The organism is Dendronalium sp. ChiSLP03b (genome assembly GCF_034531165.2).
Lineage (GTDB): Bacteria > Cyanobacteriota > Cyanobacteriia > Cyanobacteriales > Nostocaceae > Dendronalium > Dendronalium minutum.
Window position 1 is genome coordinate 23,833 of record NZ_JAVRBR020000020.1, and the last position, 20,153, is coordinate 43,985.

Below are 20,153 nucleotides of genomic sequence, written 5' to 3' on the forward strand. Positions count from 1 at the left end.
AAATAACAACTGACAACTGACAACTGACAACATAATAGAAATGGGGCTATTGGAAGTAAAAGTCACTTTTTATGGGATTTAAAGCGTGTGATTGAGGCAGAAGTCCATTTATCACTACATAACTTCCTGCGATCGCAGGCGGGTTTCCCTTCCTGGCCCCATCATTTGACGATGGCAAGGTTGGTAGCACGCGCCTTGCGCTTAGGACGTAGCGCCTTAATTCAAGTTGGGGCAGTTTCTGGCTATCAAGGGCGCTATCGCACTAGTTTCGTAGCATCGGCGTTAATGTGGCATGGGCCTGTAATTATTGTTGCCCCAGAAGAGGTACAGCAACGGCTGCTGCGTGTAGAAATTCCGCGACTACAGCAGTGGCTGCAAGCCAACAAACCTATCAGAACAGGTGACGCTTGGCCCAGTGCTGAGTTCCAAGGATTACTCCTTACCTCCCCCGCAGCTTGGTTAAGAGGACAGTTCACATCTTCTGGTGATTTTCCTCCAGATATTCCCACCATTATTGATGGTGTAGACGATCTCGAAGATTGGGTACGTCATCAGCTCACTCAGGATATTCAACCCCACGATTGGGATCAACTCATGCTAGCTTGTCCTAACCAAGCTGAGGCAATTCGCTCTGCAAGGGTGCAACTCACAAAAGAACTATTCCAGCATCCTGTTAATCCCTATGAATGCTATTTGATTTCCCAACCAGAAATAGAAATTCTAAATCATCTCTATTCTGCTTTGGAATCAGTCAAAGGATTACCAGAACCTTGGCAGCGCTTCTGGCAGCAATTTGAATATATTAATAATGAAAACTCCTCTCCTGCTCCCTTTACCCCCCCTCCTCTCTTCTGGGCGACTATTGCCCATCGTCAAGGTTTATTTTCTTTGCATTATGCCCCTATTGAATTAGGAAAAATACTTTCGCCCATTTGGCAACGACAACCTGTAGTACTAATTGGCAGCGTTTTAGAGTCTGAAACTGAAGCTCCTCTATTGCGTCAGCGCTTCGGGTTGGATGATGTAACTTGTTTGAAGTTCTCCTCGGAGAGTCAAGCGGAAGCAATTCAATTGTATTTACCTCATAAGTTGCCCCTACCCAACACACCAGAATTTCAAGCAGCATTTATTCACAAAGTCCGTACGCTACTGTGTTTGAGTGCCACTGCACCAGGATTGACAGTGATTTTGGTGGGAGATGTACCACTGAAGGCTCAAGTAGGAACAATTCTGGCTTCAGAATTTGGTTCGCGGGTGCAAGTGGAAAAAACTTGTTTGGATGAAAATGGTATTTTGGTCAGCGGTTGGGAATTTTGGCGAGAACATCAAAGCGTTTTACCTGCGCCCCATCTACTAGTGATAGCCACTTTGCCTCTACCGTCTTTAGAAAATCCCCTTGTGGCTGGGAGAGTAGCTCACTACAAGCGATCGCATCAAGATTGGTTTCGTTTATACTTATTACCAACTGCTTTGAATGAATTGCAGCGAGCGATCGCCCCAGTGCGAGGAGAAAATCAAGGTATCATTGCTTTGCTCGATAGTCGTGTAGTAAACCGTAGCTACGGCGCTCAAATTCTTGCTGCCCTAAGTCCTCTAGCACGTATTAACTATCTCGACCCCAGTCTATTTTCCAACGCTAATGAGGAAAATTCTGCTTAGTCATCAGTCAACTATTTACGTTTTGTCAACTGAAGGACTATCATCTCCTGGCAAGCGTTATCATCAGCTGGTTCGGGCATTCTAAGCTTCTAAAGCTGTCATATTTTGAATTTACATTAATGATGCAATTAACTGTGTCTCTGGTGTAACTTATGTGACAGCTAATATTAACTGAAAAACTAAGTTGAATTTTGAATTGCTGATTATGGGTGAAGCAAAACGTCGTAAAACCACACTTGGAGAACAATACGGTCAAGATACTCGTATTTTGTCTTGGGTTCCCATTACCAAAACCCAGGCGGAACAATTTGTTGCTTGGACTACTCGCGGTGCTTGGATAGGTATTGGCATTATGGTTGTAGCGTGGGTGACTATCCGTTTTATCGGTCCGGCTTTCGGTTTGTGGCAAGTAGTGTCTTAAATTTGCCAGTGTTTGTAAAAATTTCTATCCATAATGTGGACTATTAAGCTAATAAACCCTAATCTAGGTTCAATCCTAAAATGGATATAAACCTCAAGAAATAAAGTAGATGTTAATTAGCCAACCTAGTTTTTACTAGGTGTGTAAAGTAGTCACGTAATCGGAAATAGATTAACCCCTCTTCCGATAGATAATTTGAGATAGGATTCAGTACGCATAAAAACGTATAAAGTTGTAAAATAATCCAATTTAAATTTGGATTTATTTTTGAAACTTTAAATCTAGCCTTTGACGATTTTATGCATGAGGCAGCTTGGTCAATCCGGCTGTCTTTAATGTTTTCTTAATGAAACGGAGCCTATTATTAATTATCTTAAAAACGTTGAATGATATGTGATTGCTCAATTCCAAGAGACAGGCTTGAGTAGCCAAAACTTAGAAGTATCATAGTTTTTTTCAGTTTTCCCTATTCAAGTTGCTATCTATAACTCTCGCTAGAGTAACAAACTTTAAGTCTCAAATATTATTGTTTGACAGAGTTGGGTAAAAACTGGGCTATTCTAGCTTTTAAAAGATGAGAAACTGGGCATTTGCAATTGAATACTTCTGCTAAAAATGGATTTTTTGTAGCTTTCTCAACCGTTCTTTATCATACTCACGAGATTTTTCATGTTTTATGCAAGTATTTCAGCATAATCTCTAGAATACGGAAAATATTGCCGAAATGGCAACATAGCTTTTCTGAGTTTAGTTATTCTCAGTGTTAAGCCTGTAAATATTGGGGTTGTAAATTTGGCGTTATATCTAAATAAATGTTGTGCATAAAAAATCTTTCGTTTCAGCCATAAATCCCGTATTTCAAATCTTAAATTTACACAGTCATCTACTAAAATCCATAGATTTGGGAAAGATTTACTTGGTATACCCAACACTCGACAAGAATATACGTCCCCTGGAGGATACACGATCTAACCACCAGACAAATTACACAAAGAATATCAGAGAGGCTGTGAAGCCTTTGTCATTAATAAGTTTTGCTATGCACAGTTGAGGAGAAATAGATCCGTAGCTTTTCTATGGTTGAATGATGCCAAATTTGGGTTACTCTTAAAGCTGATCTCTTCCACTAGGCATCTACTCAGACGGAATCGTATAAAGAAAAAATTAAATTTAGCAATTCCGTCTGATAAATTGAATTTGCAAACTGAATAGTTTGATACGGCAATCTGAACAGTTATCCACTACCCTAAGCAAGGTAGTCAATTAACGACTCCCTGGGTGTCTGGTAATTGTAATGGATAGTTTACAATACCAGTGGGTGAGAAAATCTAAAGAAAATATAAAAGAAACCAAAATGACTGTGGTGTCTGGAGGACAAACGTGTTTCTAAGACTAGCGCATCAACATCGGCAATTCGTCCAAGACTTGGTTATGAACCTACAAGCCTTGGCGATTGTCCTAGAACGGCGTGGGTATCCTGCGTCCTGTTATACTTGCGGCGACCAGATGAATAGTGCTTCATTTATGGTCAGCTTGGGAGACAACCACCTGATTCGGTTCTTAGTATCCGATTACGGGATTACTTGGACAGAAATGCGGGATGACCGTGAATTAATGAAGTTAGAGGGTGCTGAGGCAATTAACCAGCTACAGGAACTGGCTAATCTTGTCAAGCAATCTGCACCAGCTTGTTCAGGTAATAAAGCGTTGGTCAAGAAGTGTTAAGGATTCCTGTATCTGATGAGGTACTTTCAACAAAGGTCTAGTATTCGATTTCGTATTAGGAATCGATTGTTAATAATTGGTAATAGGTAATTGTAGCTTAGTCTACGATTCCCCATTACCTATTCACCGTTACGGTTACATCTGACCGAGAGTCAAACAATTTTGGATTAGGGAAAAAATCTCAAATCGGCACTTACAACCCATTGCCAATCAAAATAAAGAATGCTCAATAGTAGGGGTGATTGAGGCTACCGCTGACTGTTGCTGGTGTATTGTAATCTTTTAGCTTCAAGTCTTTGGTAATCAAATCAATTTGTGCTTGTCGCAAGGCTTAGGCTTGTGTTAAATTTTCTGATGACAGTGTGGTATAAAAAGCCTTCATTAGTACCTGAGTAGCGCCATCATCTACAGCCTATAAAGAAGCAATTACTGCCCTCGCACCGATTTTCTACATCTGATAGCTAAACCGTTGTCTAACTTGGCTCCCACATCGGTTTTACAGGCACTCAACACAACCAAATCCAGATAAGGGAGTGACCAAGTAGCGACATTTCTGAGATTAATGCGATCGCCATTTGCAAATAAAATAAACGAATCTTTTGGTTTCTCCACCACAAAGACTGCATGAGTCGCTAAATAGACAATAGTATAATCATCCATTTGCGGTACAGCGCTTTCAGGACTAAAGGCATCGTTTAAAAGTTTCTTAGTTTGTTTTAAACCTCAAACAAATAACCTATATTACTGTAGGTTTTACCCTATATAGCGTGAGCTTGCTCAAGAGTCTTTTGTGTTAGACTGAGTTTTTTTAATGGGTAAAACTGCAAGATCAAAACTAAGCAGTTGCGAATACTTACCATGATTCTGGTATATTCTGGCAATATTGTTAAGAGTCGCGCCTTCCCAGTAACTTCCTTCAAGTTATTTGCTGATAGCTAGCGCTTGCTGTAATCTCTGCAATGCTTCCTCAAACCTACCTTGCTTGGATGATGCGATCGCTTCTACATTCAGCCGCTCAATTTTTGATTGTCCATTGTTGTTGGGTAAAGCTTGAGCTTTTTCACCGTAGTTGTCTTGTATCCTAGCATGATAATTTATTAATTTATTTTCTGGGTATGCCATCCTAGAACTTAGCAAAAACTAAATTGATTACAAAAATATTAAAATATCGAAGATGAGGGTACATAAAAACCCTCCTGTGTTTGCGAGAGTTGATACTAATCGAACAATTCTACAATGCAACTCTTTTTTATGTTATTCCAGATGTGGAAAAATTATAGTTGCTAACAAACTTGATGAATATGTCTGAAGAACAAATAACTCAAGCCAAGCTACCACCAACTAGTGCTATTGATATGCCATCAAATCAGACCTTTGAAGGATGGTTTGAATATCCTGTAAGAGTGCAACCACATCATACTGACTATGCAGGTATTGCTTGGCATGGTGTTTACATAGCTTGGATGGAAGAAGCACGTGTAGAATACTTGCGATCGATAGGTATTGAATTTGCTGATTTAGTGGTGTTAGGTTGTGATTTACCAGTTGTAGAACTTTCAGTAAGATATCACCGTTCAATTCAGTTAGGTATGGCGGTGGTAGTCAAAACGCGCATGACTGAGGTGACTGGTGTCCGCATTAACTGGGACTATGCTATTGTCTCTACAGATGGACAGCAATTGTATGTCACGGCCAAGGTGACATTAGTAGCACTAGATCGCGAAAGAGGTAAAATCATGCGTCAGTTACCTGCAAGTGTCAAAGATGCATTAGCAAAAGTTTCTGCATTACACAAATGAAAGTTGGACACTTGGAGATCCCTTTTTCAAGGGTGAAGCTGAGAGTTTTGTCACTTCATACTTCACCCCTCATAGGCAACAGTTAATTTTTAATTTTTTACTTTCCACTACGTATCTGCGACACGGTTTGAGCAAACTGTATTATTTGATGCCAAATATCTTGTGGTGTAATGCCAAAACCAATATTTAATAAGATCAGAATGGCAGCAATAGTCAAGGCATTGCTCACAGTAGTTTTGAGTATCTTCCACAAAATTACGAATACGAACCAAGCAATAATCAGGGTAGGAATCATAAATACCAATTCCTTTAGAATCGCTCTTAATAAGAGGGGTTTTATTTAAAAAGGGATATTTTCATATACTTAACAATTACTTACTATTGCGAAAGCTAATTGACCCAAGTTATATAGATACTATGTATTGGAAAATATGGTAGATTTTTTAAGTAATTGCTGCTTCAATAGAATACCATAAATCGACGCAATAATTTGTGGTTTACAGAACTTTTATAGACAAATGATTAATTTTTTTAATTTTTTGGTAGATATATATAAACTATGAGTTCTAGGGAATAAGGGTAATGAGGGTGGTGTAGTCAAATCACCATCCTCAGCAGTATTTTTATGGTAACTAGCTCCTTAGCGCACAGAAATAATACGCGCAGGAGTAGCTAATTTTTGAGTTGCATTTAAAACTTCTTGTCTTGCCCATTTATCTGCTGCCAAAATGTCATCTAAAGAGGGATTTGAACGGTTATCATTTTGATGGCGATCGCATACCCATTCGATACACCGGGGAATATCTAAAAATTGAATTTTCTCTTCTAAAAATAACGCCACAGCTTGTTCATTAGCGGCATTTAACACAGCTGGCATTGAACCACCAGCCTTACCCACAGCGTAAGCCAACTGCATACAGGGATACTTTTGGTGATCTGGTTCGCGGAAGGTTAAATTTCCAGCCTTCACCAAATCCAGTCTTTCCCAGTCAGTATAGATGCGGTCAGGCCAAGATAAAGCATACAGTAAGGGTAAGCGCATATCAGGCCAACCGAGTTGGGCTAAAACTGAGGTATCTTGCAGTTCAATTAGTGAGTGAATAATGCTTTGGGGATGAATGACAATTTCGATATCTTTATAATCCAAGCCAAATAGAAAGTGGGCTTCAATTACTTCCAATCCCTTATTCATCAAAGTGGCGGAGTCAACTGTGATTTTACGCCCCATTGACCAATTGGGATGCTTGAGAGCATCAGCAACTGTAACTTCTGCCAATTTTTCTACATCCCAATCTCGGAAAGCGCCACCAGAAGCAGTCAGTAAAATCCGCCGTAAGCCGCCTTTTGGAACACCTTGGAGACACTGAAATATTGCTGAATGCTCTGAATCGGCTGGTAGTAGTTTTACCCCATATTTTTCCACTAAGGGTAGAACCACAGGACCGCCAGCAATTAAGGTTTCTTTGTTTGCTAAGGCGATATCTTTCCCAGCTTCGATCGCAGCGATTGTGGGTAATAATCCAGCACAACCAACAATACCTGTGACAACCGTTTCAGCATTGCCGTAGCGGGCGACTTCTATTACTCCGGCTTCGCCAGCCAGTAAAATAGGTTGGGGATCGAGGTCTTTGATAGCTTCTTCGAGGGTTGGCAATTTGTCTTCTGAGCAAATCGCTGCTATTCTCGGTCGAAACTGTCGAATCTGAGCTGCCAACATTTCTACATTGTGCCCAGCTGCCAATCCCACAATCTGAAACCGATCTGGGTTATGAGTAACAATATCTAAAGTCTGAGTACCAATTGAGCCAGTGGAACCAAGAAGAGTTATAGCTTTCACAATTGCTTAAGGATTTACAGATAACTCCCACTATAAATTGCTTGGGACTCATTCATCACAGCGATCGCCACATTATGGCAGGCGGAGGGGCGGAGGGACAAGGGAGACAAGGGAGAAATAATAACTACTCTTGCGTTCTGAGAACTGACAACTATTTATTAGATTTATTTATATAAAAAATGTGTATACAAACACTATATATATAATTATAAATGCTGAATCTTTTGGCAAGAATAATTCAATAGTGACTACCGAATAATGACCTCTAACTAAGTAATAGTTATGTAAATGTTCAGTTGGTTGCTAATTTTCTCGTGAAATGGACGTGCGGAATGTTACTAAAAAATGGCAGTGTCACAACCATAGGTAAAAGGATGCACAAAGGAGCCTGTGTAAACGCCTAAGCCTATGGATAAAGCTCGAATAGTTATAACAAAATTTTTATGGAAAAATGATTTCCTGTTTCCGGCAGGAATGTGGTTTTTCAGCCGAATATTGATTTGGACTGCCATGTTGCTAATTGCGCCCAACTTACCGTCACCATCGACAGGAATTACGCCCCCATTTGGCTGGGAAGTTTTTGACGCGTGGGATAGTATGCATTATCGCGCGATCGCTACCTCCGATTATGAATTCGTCAATGATGGCAAACAACATAATTTGGCTTTCTTTCCTCTGTTTCCCCTCAGCATCTGGGTTTTGATGAAGCTGGGCTTAACCTTTGAAGTGGCAGGCTTGTTGGTAAATAACCTGGCATTTTTAGCGGCACTTTGCTGTTTGTACTTTTGGATCAAGGAGCATTATGGCATTAAAATAGCGCAGTGGGCTACGGCTGTGGTGTCCTTGTATCCAGCGGCTATGTTTACAGGAGTGATTTACACCGAGGGGCTGTATTTATTTTTGAGTACAGCTGCTTTGCGGGCCTTCGATCGACAGCAGTATCGCTGGACTGCTTTTTGGGGTGCAATGGCAACAGCAACTCGTCCCACAGGTATAGCACTAATCCCAGCGTTTGCGATCGCAGCTTGGAAAGAACGCAGGTCCCCCATTGCCTATATTGCTGCTTTAGCTAGCGCTATGGGACTACTTGTATTCAGTCTGTATTGTGCGATTCGTTTTCATGACCCCTTGGCTTTTATCGCAGCACAGCGGGGATGGCGGCCATCTTTAGGGTTTGATTGGCAGGGTTGGTTAAACATGCTCATGCAAATTGCAGTTGGCCCAAGCAATTGGCAGTTTGGTTGGATTCAAGATCCATCTGGCGGGATTAAAGACCCTTGGTATCCGCTGTTATTTGGCATGATTGTTAGCAGCGGTTATCTTTTATGGCGCTTCCGTAAAAATTGGAGTTCTCTCAAGTTAATTTATGGCTTTTACGCTGTAGTCATATTTTTGTTGATAGTCGCCAACGAACAGTTAATTAATAACTTACTTAATACATTGATGGTGTTAGGTGGCAGCTACCTTTTATGGTGTTCGCGTCAGCAACTAACTCCAGTGACTATAAGCTATGGCTTTTGCGGTATTGGTTTACTCCTAGCTTCTGGAGGTACGATATCTTTGAGCCGTCTTGCTTACGGTATTGTGCCTTTAAATATCGCTATTGGTGTGCTGCTGTCTCGCCATCCTTGTCAAGGATATTTAAGCTTAGGCTTATTTGTAACATTACTTACTAAAATAGCTGTAGGATTTGCTCAAGAGCGTTGGGTAGGGTAGCAGCCAAGCAGGGACAAAATTTTGTACCAAGAATTGCCTGAAATAAGATTGAATTTTACATCAGTTGCAAGGGCGGGCGAGATGCCCACCCTAAAAATCTGTAAACTTCTTATACTCACAAAAAAGTAATTATAGTTAAATGAATAAAAGAAGAATAATTAAGGTAATTTTTTTACCTTTAATCATATGCAGTGCATTTATTTTTTGCACTGCTATAGCAATGTTCGTAGATCCAGAAGCTTTTTATAAGTTCTTTTCTGCAACACAATTAGTACGCGACATCCCTCCACAATTACCTCATAAAAGTTACTACTGGGATGTAGAACATTACGCTAAATTAGCTTTAAGCCCTAGTTGTAACGCCTTCTACCCTCTCTGGCCTTTGATCGTTCGTACCGTATTTCATCCTCAAAGTATAGAGCAGGCTGCACACTACTTTTCAGTAGTAGCAACTGCTCTATTTTTTATTTCCACGTTTTTGCTATTTTGGGTTTTTCAAATAGGTTTACAACGCGTAGATTTAGCTTTTTGGTTAGTTCTTGCTTATTCTGTTAATCCTATGGCTATATTCCGAGTAATAGGTTACACAGAAAGCTTATTTACATTCCTTAGTAGTTTATTGATTTGGATTTGCTTACCTAAATTAAAATTAAATGAAAATCTGAAGTTGTGTTTGATTTTCATTATTACCTTTTTAATGGCTTTAACTCGACCAGTATTAATCCAAATACTATTCTCTGCTATAGCAAGTTTGGGAACAATATTTTATTTTTATTTGATACAACTAAGACTTACTCAGAATAATTCCTTGGCTACATTTACTAAATACATATCTGAAATTAAAACAACTATTACTATCTGCGTATCAGCTTTATTAGGTTACTCCATTTATGGAAGTTTATGTTTGCTAACAAGAGGTGATTTTTTTGCCTCTTTTCAAGACCAAAAGTTATGGGGTAAAAAGTTAGGTTTACATTTAGAACTATTATTTACTCCGAAATCACCATTGTTTGATTTGTTAGGACTTTACCTACCTGTGATAATTTTGTTTTTGGCTGTTACTTTTGTTTATTTTAAGTTAATTGAGCATGATTTATATATATTCGTTCCTCAATCTCAATTATGGAATTTATTATTAATTTATCCACCTTTATTGATTTTGTTATATGTATTGAATTTCATAAAATATAAGAAGCAAGCTAAATTAGATAATTTTTTAACAAGTAAATATACCCAAGATTTAAGTAAAAACTATATTTTTTGGTTTTGTCTGTACTTTAGTTTTATTCATTCTGTGATTATATTTTTAACCCAAGACCGTCTTTTTAGCTTGGCAAGATTTATATTTGCAGTACCTTTCTTTTTTATGGCTGTTGGTTATCTATATCTCTGTATTCCTGGTAAAAAAACATATAACACTCTATTTTGCTTCATTATAATTTCAGCTATTGCTTTATTTGAACAATGGATTAATTATGGTCAAGATAGATGGTTAGGTTAATAGAAATAGGCAATATATATCAATATATATCCAATATTTCTGAAGTTAAGCAAGCAAAGCTATCTCGATAAAGTCAAGATTATTTATTTGGTGGTGCTATCAAGGTAAAATCTTCAGACGTACCCAGAACTGTACTACCAATTAAATTTATTTTTTTTAACGTTGTATTATCTAACAACAAATAAGATTTATTTGCCCACATCTGTTGTAAAACGGGTACAGTTGCGGGAATGACTTTGCAATCGCAGTAAAAGTCTAAACTAGGACGACCATAAGGAAAAGAGGTATAAACTTTTGTTCCTGATGAGACATGTGACTGAATTAATGCGGCAACTGGCTTGACTGCAAAGGCTTCATTTAACTCCCAAATCCACGATCGCGAACTCATCAACAGTGCTAAAACTAAGTACATCCCAGAAAATAGAACTGGGATAAATCGGCGATCGCGCTGTTTAATCAGCCATGCTACGATGCCCATACTAATTGCTAAAACTACACTCATAACGATTAAAACAGGCTCTTGCTTGGCAAGGGTGAAGTAAATGCCACCTCCAAAACCTGCGATCGCTATGACAGCAAATAATACTGCCCACCATACCCTAAAATAGCGATGCTGCCAAATTTCGCTGAGTTTAGCACCGATTGCTAAAGCTAAAAATAGATAAATAGGCATGACATACCATGGGAGTTTCGTTCTCATCAAAGAAATAGTTACGAAATAAACGATTGTGCCTACAAGAACTAAACAACCCCAGGTAGTCTGACGCTTTTTCCAAGCTAGATAAAAGCCTCCTGGCAAAAATATCAGCCAGGGAAAACCATATTTGAGCAATTCAATTAAATAGTACCAGGGTGGCCCGCTATGACCTTCTACTGGTTGTACGAGGCGACTAAAGGTTTGGGCTTGAAAATTTATTTGTAAAAAACTACTGCCATAATATTGCCATTGAGCAGCATACCAAGCGATCGCTGGAGCATTCCCTAAAAACATCCCTATCCATAAATAAGGGTTTCTCAACAAAGCTAATTGTCTATCTGCTAGGAGAAATAAAAAAACTATTCCTCCCAGCAACAAAACTATCATTCCCTTAGTCAGAGTAATTAACCCTAAACAAATTCCCACACTAATGACATAACATTGGTTCTGACGTGCTTTTAGTAAACAAAATAATGACAACAGAAAAAAAGTAATGATTGCACCATCTAGCATCGCCAGTCGCCCGTGACGTGCCACAGGCAACATTGTTAAGTAAACTAAAGCAGCAACCAAAGCTGGTAATCTTTGCTTAAAAAGCATACAGCCAATTAAGTACAGCAAAGGTACTCCCAAGGCTGTTAAAACTGCACTAGGTAAGCGTGTTGTCCACTCATTCACGCCTGCTAAGGAATAAGCCCAAGCAATTAGCAAGTGAATCAGAGGCGGCTTATTATAATAAGGTTCACCTCCTAAAGTGGGGTAAAGCCAACGCATGGAACCGATGGGGGCACGCCAAATTTCACGCGCAACTTGTGCCACTGTACCTTCATCCCAGTCTCGTAAGGGGGAATTCCCCAAAAATATCAGCCACAGAACTAGAGATGCTGCAAGTAGGCTAAATAGCCATTTTTTTTCTCGGTTCGGATAATTCACTTCTACATACCCTCTAGCCCACCCTGGTACTGAGAGGCGTGGTTTTAGTACTAAAAATTACATCAAAATTCAGTTGCAATACGTTAATAAATTCTTTGCAACTTATATTAACATTTCTAAGTTGTAAAGCAGCGGTTAATTTCAGTGTTTATACTGTAACCATGTATCTTGAATTCTAATATTAATGGTGTAAGAATTCTCTTTTACTTGCTACTAAAACTAGCAGGCAAAAAGCTGGAAGTATTTTAAACCAATTACAGGTACTGAATAGCTAAAGCATCAGTAGCTAAAGCAAAACTCAGGTAATCATAACATTATTGGGAATGAATGAGTAAAGAGTATAGAGATTAACTACTAAAAGCCTCTTGGCAATGAGAAACTATATTCAGTTAATTATCGTCTATCTGTTTCTTAGAAAGCAAAAAGATAAATTGAGTAAGTCGAAAACTTAATTTTTTCTTAAAAAGGAAGTAATGGTATTAGGCAGTAAAATATACCTTATTAGCTATAAGTTTTATAGTTAGCTCATTAGAGTTGTTTTGGGTAAACAACCTAACTCCTCGTAAAATAATTCACTAGTACACCTCCAGAACCAATAGAGATAATATAGAAACCTGAGTACATATAGATAGGAGATAGCAATGAGCTAATTTAGGACTACTAGTAACATGATTTCTAGATGAGCAGTCAATCACTTGATTGTATTGTGTCATATAAGTATACGTAAGAAGATGAATCAATTTTCATTTTCTTTCAAATCAAGTAATTGATATTAAGAACTAATTTGTAAACTAGAGTAAAGTCTTTGTCTCGTAAGGGTTTCATAAATTTGGGCGAATCAAGCGTTTATTCTCTGAAAGTCATACCCAGCCATGAATTGGGTATCCTTAAGATTTTCTTTACGAATCAGTTCTAAATAATACCAGTATTATATCGACTGCACTCTTCAAAAGCCTGATTATTCAGTTTGGCTTTGGAGTTTTATCAGCATAGCTCAGATTTTTTTAATTTCTGTTAATCTGTGTCCACAATTTCAGAATTATCTAAAAGTAACTGAGTATTTAATATTTTAGAAAAAAGTGCTAAAAACTACCGTTAGAACCGTGACCGATGGTTCGACCTTGAAGGAGCTATCAAGTGGAAAACAATAAGTCGTTTTTTTGGCCGCAAGGAATAATAATTGCGTTGCTTTTATTAAGTGCAAGTTTAAGCGTTGGATTGATGATGCTGATCAAACCAAATGCTTCTGAAGCTCAAAGTAGACAAAATATAAATACAAATCATGTAGTAGCTAAAGTAGGAACTCAGCAGCGTATTGAAGGATTAAAAACGACGATGCTCACAAGTTGGCAGCGTGAGGCACAAGCGAAAGGTCTTTCTTACGCTGTATCACCGCACTTTCAAGGAGCAACAATTAAAGCAGCAACGCTCTCTCAAGGTCAGAAAGTAATTGCTCTCACTTTTGATGATGGCCCTTGGCCTCAAAGCACAGCGCAAGTATTAGATATTCTTAAAGAAAATAATATTAAAAGTACATTTTTCGTAGTTGGGCAGAACGTCAAAAATTATCCAGACTTATTGAAACGGGTAATAGCTGAAGGTCACGCTATTGGAAATCATACTTGGCATCACTGGTATCATTACATGAATCAACAGGCAGCAGCTTATGAAATTGACCACACAACAGACTTGATTTATAAAACAACAGGCGTTAAAACCAATTTATTTCGTCCACCTGGAGGAATCATGCACAACGGGGTGGCTGCTTACGCTAGAAATAGTAAGTATGCTATTATCATGTGGTCTTCTGACTCGGTAGACTACTCGCTTCCTGCTGTACCTAAATTAATAAACAATGTGTTCAGGCTGGCAAAACCAGGTGGTATTGTGCTGATGCATGATGGTGGTGGTAATCGTACCAAAACTGTGCAAGCTTTACCAGAAATCATTGCTGGCTTTCGCAAGCAAGGCTATAGCTTTGTTACTATCCCAGAACTTTTAGAAATGCAAGATAAAGACCAAAAGTTGATTGCAAATAAAAAGTAGTTAACTGTTCACTGCTGACTGTTAAGCACTTCAAGAAATAGCTTAACAGGTCATGAAAAATGATACAGCAGATTTCAAGTTGGTGAAGTCCACAAGCTCAGTCTCAAAACCAAGCATAAAGCCTGTTTTACTTCTGAATTCTGAATTCTGCTGTAAGTATATGAATCTAAATAAATATTTAGATATTTCGTCATTGCGTTGGCGCAGCCTTTCCATAGGGTATGAAGTGTACTCCTTTGGAGAAACCGCAGGGTAGCAATCGCATGAGATTGCTTCAACTACACTGCGTTACGTTCGCAATGACATTTTATATTTTAATTTCACCCACCTACTTACAGCAGTATGTGTCAGGCTGAATATAAAAGCAAGACTATACAAAATCCGTAAATACTAAGAATTAGCCATTAGTCTTTATTAAATCAATAAAGACTAATGGCTAATGGTAAATAACTAGACAGGACTTAGCTGTTTGTCTGTTAAAGGAGGATTAGCTTCTGGGCCATCAGCCTCAGAAGGTGGAACCAACTGCCAAAACTTAGGTAAGTATTCTTTCCAGTTTTGGAGAATCATCTTAGCTTTTGGTGAACCAGTGCGATCGCAATGAGTTTGAATTAACTCTCGTAATTGCTTCTCACCTGCTTCGGTAATCACCCTCTGGATTTTGACAATTTCTCGGTTGACTAACTCAGGGAAAGAGTCACTTTCATCTAGGAAGTATGCTAGTCCGCCAGTCATTCCGGCAGCTACATTACGTCCGACTTTGCCAAGGACAACAATTACACCACCAGTCATGTACTCGCAACAGTGATCCCCAGCGCCTTCAATCACTGCTACGCCTTTGGAGTTCCGCACGCCAAAGCGTTCTCCAGCCAAGCCGTTGGCAAACAATACGCCACCAGTAGCACCGTAGAGACAGGTATTGCCAACTATGACATTTTGTGCTGGGTCATAATTAACAGCTGCTGGTGGTTTAATGATGATTTCGCCACCGTGCATTCCTTTACCCACATAGTCATTGGCTTCCCCTTCCAAGGTGAGAGTAATACCGGGGAGATTGAAAGCGCCAAAGCTTTGCCCAACGCTGCCTTGGAATTTGAGATGAATCTGCCCGGCAAAACCGCTGTCGCCGTACTGAGAAGCGATTGCTCCTGCTAACCTTGCGCCTACTGTTCTGTCAGTATTAACTATTGCTAAAGTCTTAGTGACAGTCGTCTGTTGACGAATAGCTGCTTGAATGTCGGGATCGGCAAGCAATTGGTCGTCTAAAACTGCACCGTTGCTGTGAACTTCTTCATGCACTAACCAGCTACGATTTTCTCTAGTATCTGGTAGCTGAAGTAAGCAATTGAGATTCAATCCTTGGGTTTTGCTCAGTTGCACATCTGGGCGCACTTTCAACAAATCTGCACGTCCAATAATTTCCGACAAAGAACGGTAGCCGAGTCGTGCTAGCAAACTCCGCACTTCTTCTGCGATGAAGTAGAAGAAATTGACGACGTGTTCCGGCATTCCCGTAAACCGCTTGCGGAGTTCTTCTTTTTGCGAGGCGACACCCACAGGACAGTTATTTGTGTGGCAAATCCTTGCCATGATACAGCCTTCAGCAATCATGGCGATGGAGCCAAAACCGAATTCTTCACCGCCCATCAATGCAGCTGTTAAGACATCCCAACCGCTCTTTAAACCGCCATCTACTCGCAAAATCACGCGATCGCGCAACTTATTCTGCATCAAAACGCGATGCACTTCACTTAATCCGAGTTCCCAGGGTGAGCCAGCATGTTTAATTGAACTGAGTGGTGATGCGCCCGTACCACCATCGTGACCAGAAATTTGGATGATATCGGCGTTAGCCTTAGCTACACCAGCAGCAATAGTTCCAATGCCGACTTCTGCCACTAGTTTCACCGATACCTGAGCTTTGGGGTTAATTTGATGCAGGTCAAAAATTAGCTGTGCCAAGTCTTCAATGGAATAGATATCATGGTGCGGTGGCGGTGAAATCAGCGTCACACCTGGCTTAGAGCGCCTTAACATGGCAATGTATTGGCTCACCTTTGGCCCTGGTAGCTGTCCGCCTTCCCCAGGTTTTGCACCTTGGGCAATTTTAATTTCAATTTGTCTGGCGCTGCTTAAATATCCTGGTGTGACACCAAAGCGTCCCGATGCTACTTGTTTGATGGCACTGGAAGCAGTGTCACCATTCTGCAATCCTTTCAAATGAGGGAGAGTTGGCGAGTGGCCATCTTTAACATCATTAAGGATTGTGTAGCGTACTGGATCTTCGCCACCTTCCCCAGAGTTGGATTTACCGCCGATGCGGTTCATGGCGATCGCTAAAACTTCATGGGCTTCGCGTGACAAAGCGCCCAAGGACATACCACCTGTGCAGAAGCGTTTAACAATCTCAGTTACTGATTCTACTTCTTCTAAAGGAATGGCCTGGCGATCGCTGTCAAAGTCCAGCAAGTCACGCAAAGCTGTGACTGGTCGATTTTCCAGATGCTTTTTGTAAACTTCGTAGTGGTCATAGTTCTTGCCATCTACAGCTTTATGCAGCGCCTTTGCCAGTTCGGGGTTGTTCATGTGGTACTCACCCTTGGGAAAGTACTGTACAAAGCCCAGGTTTTCTAACTTTTTGACTGTCAGTTCGGGGAAAGCCTTGCTATGGAAGGAAAGCACCTCTTGTGCCAGTTCGCTGACACTCAAACCACCGATGCGGGAAGTGGTACCCCGGAATCCTAGTTCTAATAAATCGCCACCAATACCAATAGCTTCAAAGATTTGCGCTGCTTGATAGCTAGATAGTAAAGAAATTCCCATCTTGGAGAGAATTTTCAGCAATCCTGACTGTATAGCTTTGCGATAGTTTGCGATCGCTTGCTCTAAGGAGATGGCAGCAATTTTCCCTCGCTCCATAAATTGTTGCGTTTTGGCATCGAACCACCAATCTCGTACAGTGTCCAAAGCCATATATGGGCAAATCGCACCGGCACCGTAGCCAATCAGACAAGCAAAGTGATGAGTACTCCAGCATTGAGCGGTATTGACAACTATAGAAGTTTTCATCCGCAAACCTTCACTAATCAGGTGATGGTGTACCGCACCCACCGCTAACAAGGGAGGAATATAAGTGTATTCAGTGCCGATACCATCACCGAAGCGATCGCTCAATATGAGAATCTTCGCACCTGCCCGTACTGATTCAGCTGCTTGTGCTTGTAAAGATTGCACAGCTGCTTTCAATCCTTCTGGCCCGTCAGTAATTGCAAACAGAGTTGACAACTCAGCTGTGGCAAATCCTGACAGTTTAATAGTCTCTAATTCTGCCTCTATCAAAACTGGCGATTCGAGCTTCAGCCTCTTGGCATATTCTGGTTTCGGTTCTAATAAGTTCCCCCGCTCACCCAGTTCGACTTTCAAGGACATCACCAACTTTTCCCGTAGGGGGTCAATTGCTGGGTTCGTCACCTGAGCAAAGCGCTGTTTGAAATAGTCATAAAGCAAGTGAGGTTTTTCTGACAGCACTGCTAGAGGAATATCATCCCCCATGCAGAAAGTCGGCTCTGACCCTGTACTTGCCATTGGTTGAATCACCATTTCTACATCTTCTGAGGTGTAACCGAAAGCAAGTTGATGTTGCAGCCAAGTTTGTCTATCAATTTTGTTAGTTGTTAGTTGTCCGTTGTCAGTTGCTTTATGTCCATTGCCATTACCGTTGTCAGTTGCCTGATGTCCGTTACCATTGTTAGTGGCTTGGTGTCCGTTACCATTAACAGATGATGGCTGACCCTTCGGGTTCGCAGTCGCCTGCGGAGGGAAACCCTCCCGCAGCGCTGTCTCACCGTTAACGATTTGCTTGAGTTCTTGGCGATACTGTTGCAGCCATTCTCCATATGGCTGCTGTTTGGCGATGCGCTGCTTAATCTCCCAATTCTTCAACACTTCATTGTTGACCAAATCCACGGCAATCATTTGCCCTGGGCCGAGTCTACCTTTCTCAACAATATTAGCTTCTGGGAAGTCAACTACACCTGCTTCGGAAGCTACGACGATGTAATCATCTTTGGTAATGGCGTAGCGAGCTGGTCTTAAGCCATTGCGATCTAGTGTTGCACCAACTTTTTTACCATCGCTAAATACTAAAAGTGCTGGCCCATCCCACGCTTCTTGCAGACCGCTGTAATATTCGTAGAAATCGACAATTTCTGGATAGTCATGCAAAGATGGCTGATTTTGGTAAGCCTCTGGTACCATAATCATCAAAGCTTCCAAGGGGCTGCGTCCAGAACGCACTAGTAATTCGAGTACGTTGTCTAGGGTGGCTGAGTCGCTGTTGTCAATGTGGACTAATGGCTTGAGTTCGTTGACGCGATCGCCCCATACTGGATGATTCAGGCTAGCTTCTCTGGCCATCATCCAGTTGATGTTACCCAACAGCGTATTGATTTCGCCGTTGTGCCCCAAAAGCCTCATTGGTTGGGCTAGAGGCCATTTAGGCATTGTGTTCGTACTAAAGCGGCGATGATAGACTGCAAAGGCACTCTTGTAAGCGGGATTTTTTAAATCTTCGTAAAATTCTCCTAAAACAGCAGAACGCACCATGCCTTTGTAGACAATTGTGCGGCTTGATAAGGAGCAGACATAAAACTCTTCTGAGATACTGTTGGCAGCTTGACCAATGCGGCGGCGGGTAATGTATAACTGCCGCTCTAGTTCATCATCACTTTTATCAGCCGCTAAAAAAACTTGTTCTATTTGGGGTTGATTTTCTCTTGCTTGGACTCCCAATAAATGAGGCTGCACTGGCACCACTCGCCAGCCCAGTACAGTCAGTTTTTCTTCAGTAACTACTTGCTCAACTGTTTTCTTAACTCTTTGAGCTACTTCTGGATCTTGCGGTAAAAATATCATTCCCACAGCTATATTGCTGCTGGATAAACCTGTTAAATTTCCTGGCAAATAGTCTTTTTGAAACAAATCCCAAGGAATAGCTGTCAATATGCCTGCACCATCACCAGAGTCTTGGTCTGCACTACAACCACCCCGGTGTTCCAAGCAAGTCAGAGCAGCTAAAGATTTTGTGACAATTTCGTGGCTGGCTTGATTCTGACGATGAGCAATAAAACCCACACCACAAGCATCTCTTTCCTCTACTAACCACCTTTGTCCCTGGTAGGTATCTGAAAATGTCATTGTTTGTAATTGATTCATCGGTTGATCGTTCATAGCCCATTCCTGAAATGTTGAGTCACAAATTTCGCCACTACTTGTGAGGAAAAATTTCTAAATTCCGTCTTGGAAAAATAAATACGTGACCGAAATTTAGGGAAAAAAAATTTTAACTTCGGTTTTTCTTTTTTGTTCTTCCGTGTTAAAATAACTGCGTTATTTATTTATGTATTTATGCTGTGTTAGACAAATTACCTTTGCCTTGACAGTCTTTTATTTATATCGGGAAGCTAAGTTTTTTCTCAATTCTCTTTATTCCAGATGAAAGCTAAGCCTTAGCTAGACAAGGTTCTTGCTTACTGCAAAAAATTCAAACTGAAAGTTTAATGTTTTGAGAGCCGAAATCATCCTGATTCAGCTATAAAATCAGCGTATTACAATATATACCCATTTGACAATTCCTAAATATCTCTGTTGTTGTCTATATTTTTCTTGATTGCTTGTTGCCACTTGTGTTACTACCAGTTAAACCTCACTTAAGTAGCAACAATAGCAACCATCGGTGAGGATGGAATAAATATTTTAATCCAGTTTTGCTCAACAAGATCGCTATGTATACTCTGGTTGCAGCTCGTGTTATCTAAAAC

General features: G+C 40.4%; 12 protein-coding genes and 1 pseudogene. 7 read left to right on the forward strand and 6 right to left on the reverse strand.

The genetic code is table 11. The features are described 5' to 3' along the window. Window positions 1–87: 87 nt before the first annotated feature. The 3 genes from RMY31_RS05965 to RMY31_RS05975 all read left to right on the forward strand — a co-directional run bounded on the left by RMY31_RS05965 (window position 88) and on the right by RMY31_RS05975 (window position 3,805). Window positions 88–1,659, forward strand: a complete 1,572-nt coding sequence (locus RMY31_RS05965; protein WP_322658137.1) for an ATP-dependent DNA helicase — start codon at window positions 88–90, stop codon at window positions 1,657–1,659. A gap of 205 nt (window positions 1,660–1,864) precedes the next feature. Beyond that, entirely contained in the window at window positions 1,865–2,080 is a 216-nt protein-coding gene (locus RMY31_RS05970; RefSeq protein WP_322658136.1) for a DUF2839 domain-containing protein, read from the forward strand. A gap of 1,380 nt (window positions 2,081–3,460) precedes the next feature. Beyond that, window positions 3,461–3,805, forward strand: a complete 345-nt coding sequence (locus tag RMY31_RS05975) for a DUF1815 family protein (RefSeq protein WP_322658135.1) — start codon at window positions 3,461–3,463, stop codon at window positions 3,803–3,805. A gap of 226 nt (window positions 3,806–4,031) precedes the next feature. Here RMY31_RS05975 and RMY31_RS05980 read toward each other — a convergent pair. Next, a pseudogene (locus RMY31_RS05980) lies at window positions 4,032–4,516 on the reverse strand (CHAT domain-containing protein); the annotation flags it as partial. 210 nt (window positions 4,517–4,726) lie between these two features. After that, window positions 4,727–4,927: a hypothetical protein gene (locus RMY31_RS05985; RefSeq protein WP_322658132.1), complete on the reverse strand. Its 201-nt coding sequence runs from the start codon at window positions 4,925–4,927 to the stop codon at window positions 4,727–4,729. 179 nt (window positions 4,928–5,106) lie between these two features. Between RMY31_RS05985 and RMY31_RS05990 the strand changes: the two genes are divergently transcribed. Continuing rightward, a complete protein-coding gene (locus tag RMY31_RS05990; protein ID WP_322658131.1) occupies window positions 5,107–5,604 on the forward strand; it encodes a thioesterase family protein in 498 nt (165 codons plus the stop codon). 97 nt (window positions 5,605–5,701) lie between these two features. Here RMY31_RS05990 and RMY31_RS05995 read toward each other — a convergent pair whose 3' ends face one another. Next, window positions 5,702–5,899 carry a hypothetical protein gene (locus tag RMY31_RS05995; RefSeq protein ID WP_322658129.1) on the reverse strand — a complete coding sequence of 66 codons (198 nt, stop codon included), beginning with the start codon at window positions 5,897–5,899 and terminating at the stop codon, window positions 5,702–5,704. Between the two features lie 345 nt (window positions 5,900–6,244). Then, window positions 6,245–7,441, reverse strand: a complete 1,197-nt coding sequence (dxr, locus tag RMY31_RS06000; RefSeq protein ID WP_322658128.1) for a 1-deoxy-D-xylulose-5-phosphate reductoisomerase — start codon at window positions 7,439–7,441, stop codon at window positions 6,245–6,247. A 408-nt stretch (window positions 7,442–7,849) separates the two neighbouring features. Here dxr and RMY31_RS06005 point away from each other — a divergent pair, with 408 nt between their 5' ends. Both RMY31_RS06005 and RMY31_RS06010 read left to right on the forward strand, forming a co-directional pair. Next, window positions 7,850–9,157: a mannosyltransferase family protein gene (locus RMY31_RS06005; RefSeq protein WP_322658127.1), complete on the forward strand. Its 1,308-nt coding sequence runs from the start codon at window positions 7,850–7,852 to the stop codon at window positions 9,155–9,157. Window positions 9,158–9,296: 139 nt separating this feature from the next. After that, the gene (locus RMY31_RS06010) at window positions 9,297–10,658 is read left to right on the forward strand and encodes a mannosyltransferase (protein ID WP_322658126.1); all 1,362 of its coding nucleotides are present in this window, start codon (window positions 9,297–9,299) and stop codon (window positions 10,656–10,658) included. Between the two features lie 79 nt (window positions 10,659–10,737). On the opposite strand, the gene RMY31_RS06015 is transcribed toward RMY31_RS06010, so the two are convergent. Next, the gene (locus RMY31_RS06015; protein WP_322658125.1) at window positions 10,738–12,288 is read right to left on the reverse strand and encodes a glycosyltransferase family 39 protein; all 1,551 of its coding nucleotides are present in this window, start codon (window positions 12,286–12,288) and stop codon (window positions 10,738–10,740) included. A 1,137-nt stretch (window positions 12,289–13,425) separates the two neighbouring features. Between RMY31_RS06015 and RMY31_RS06020 the strand changes: the two genes are divergently transcribed. Then, entirely contained in the window at window positions 13,426–14,334 is a 909-nt protein-coding gene (locus RMY31_RS06020) for a polysaccharide deacetylase family protein (RefSeq protein WP_322658123.1), read from the forward strand. A 450-nt stretch (window positions 14,335–14,784) separates the two neighbouring features. On the opposite strand, the gene gltB is transcribed toward RMY31_RS06020, so the two are convergent. Then, the gene (gene gltB / locus RMY31_RS06025) at window positions 14,785–19,563 is read right to left on the reverse strand and encodes a glutamate synthase large subunit (protein WP_322658121.1); all 4,779 of its coding nucleotides are present in this window, start codon (window positions 19,561–19,563) and stop codon (window positions 14,785–14,787) included. Window positions 19,564–20,153: the final 590 nt, after the last annotated feature.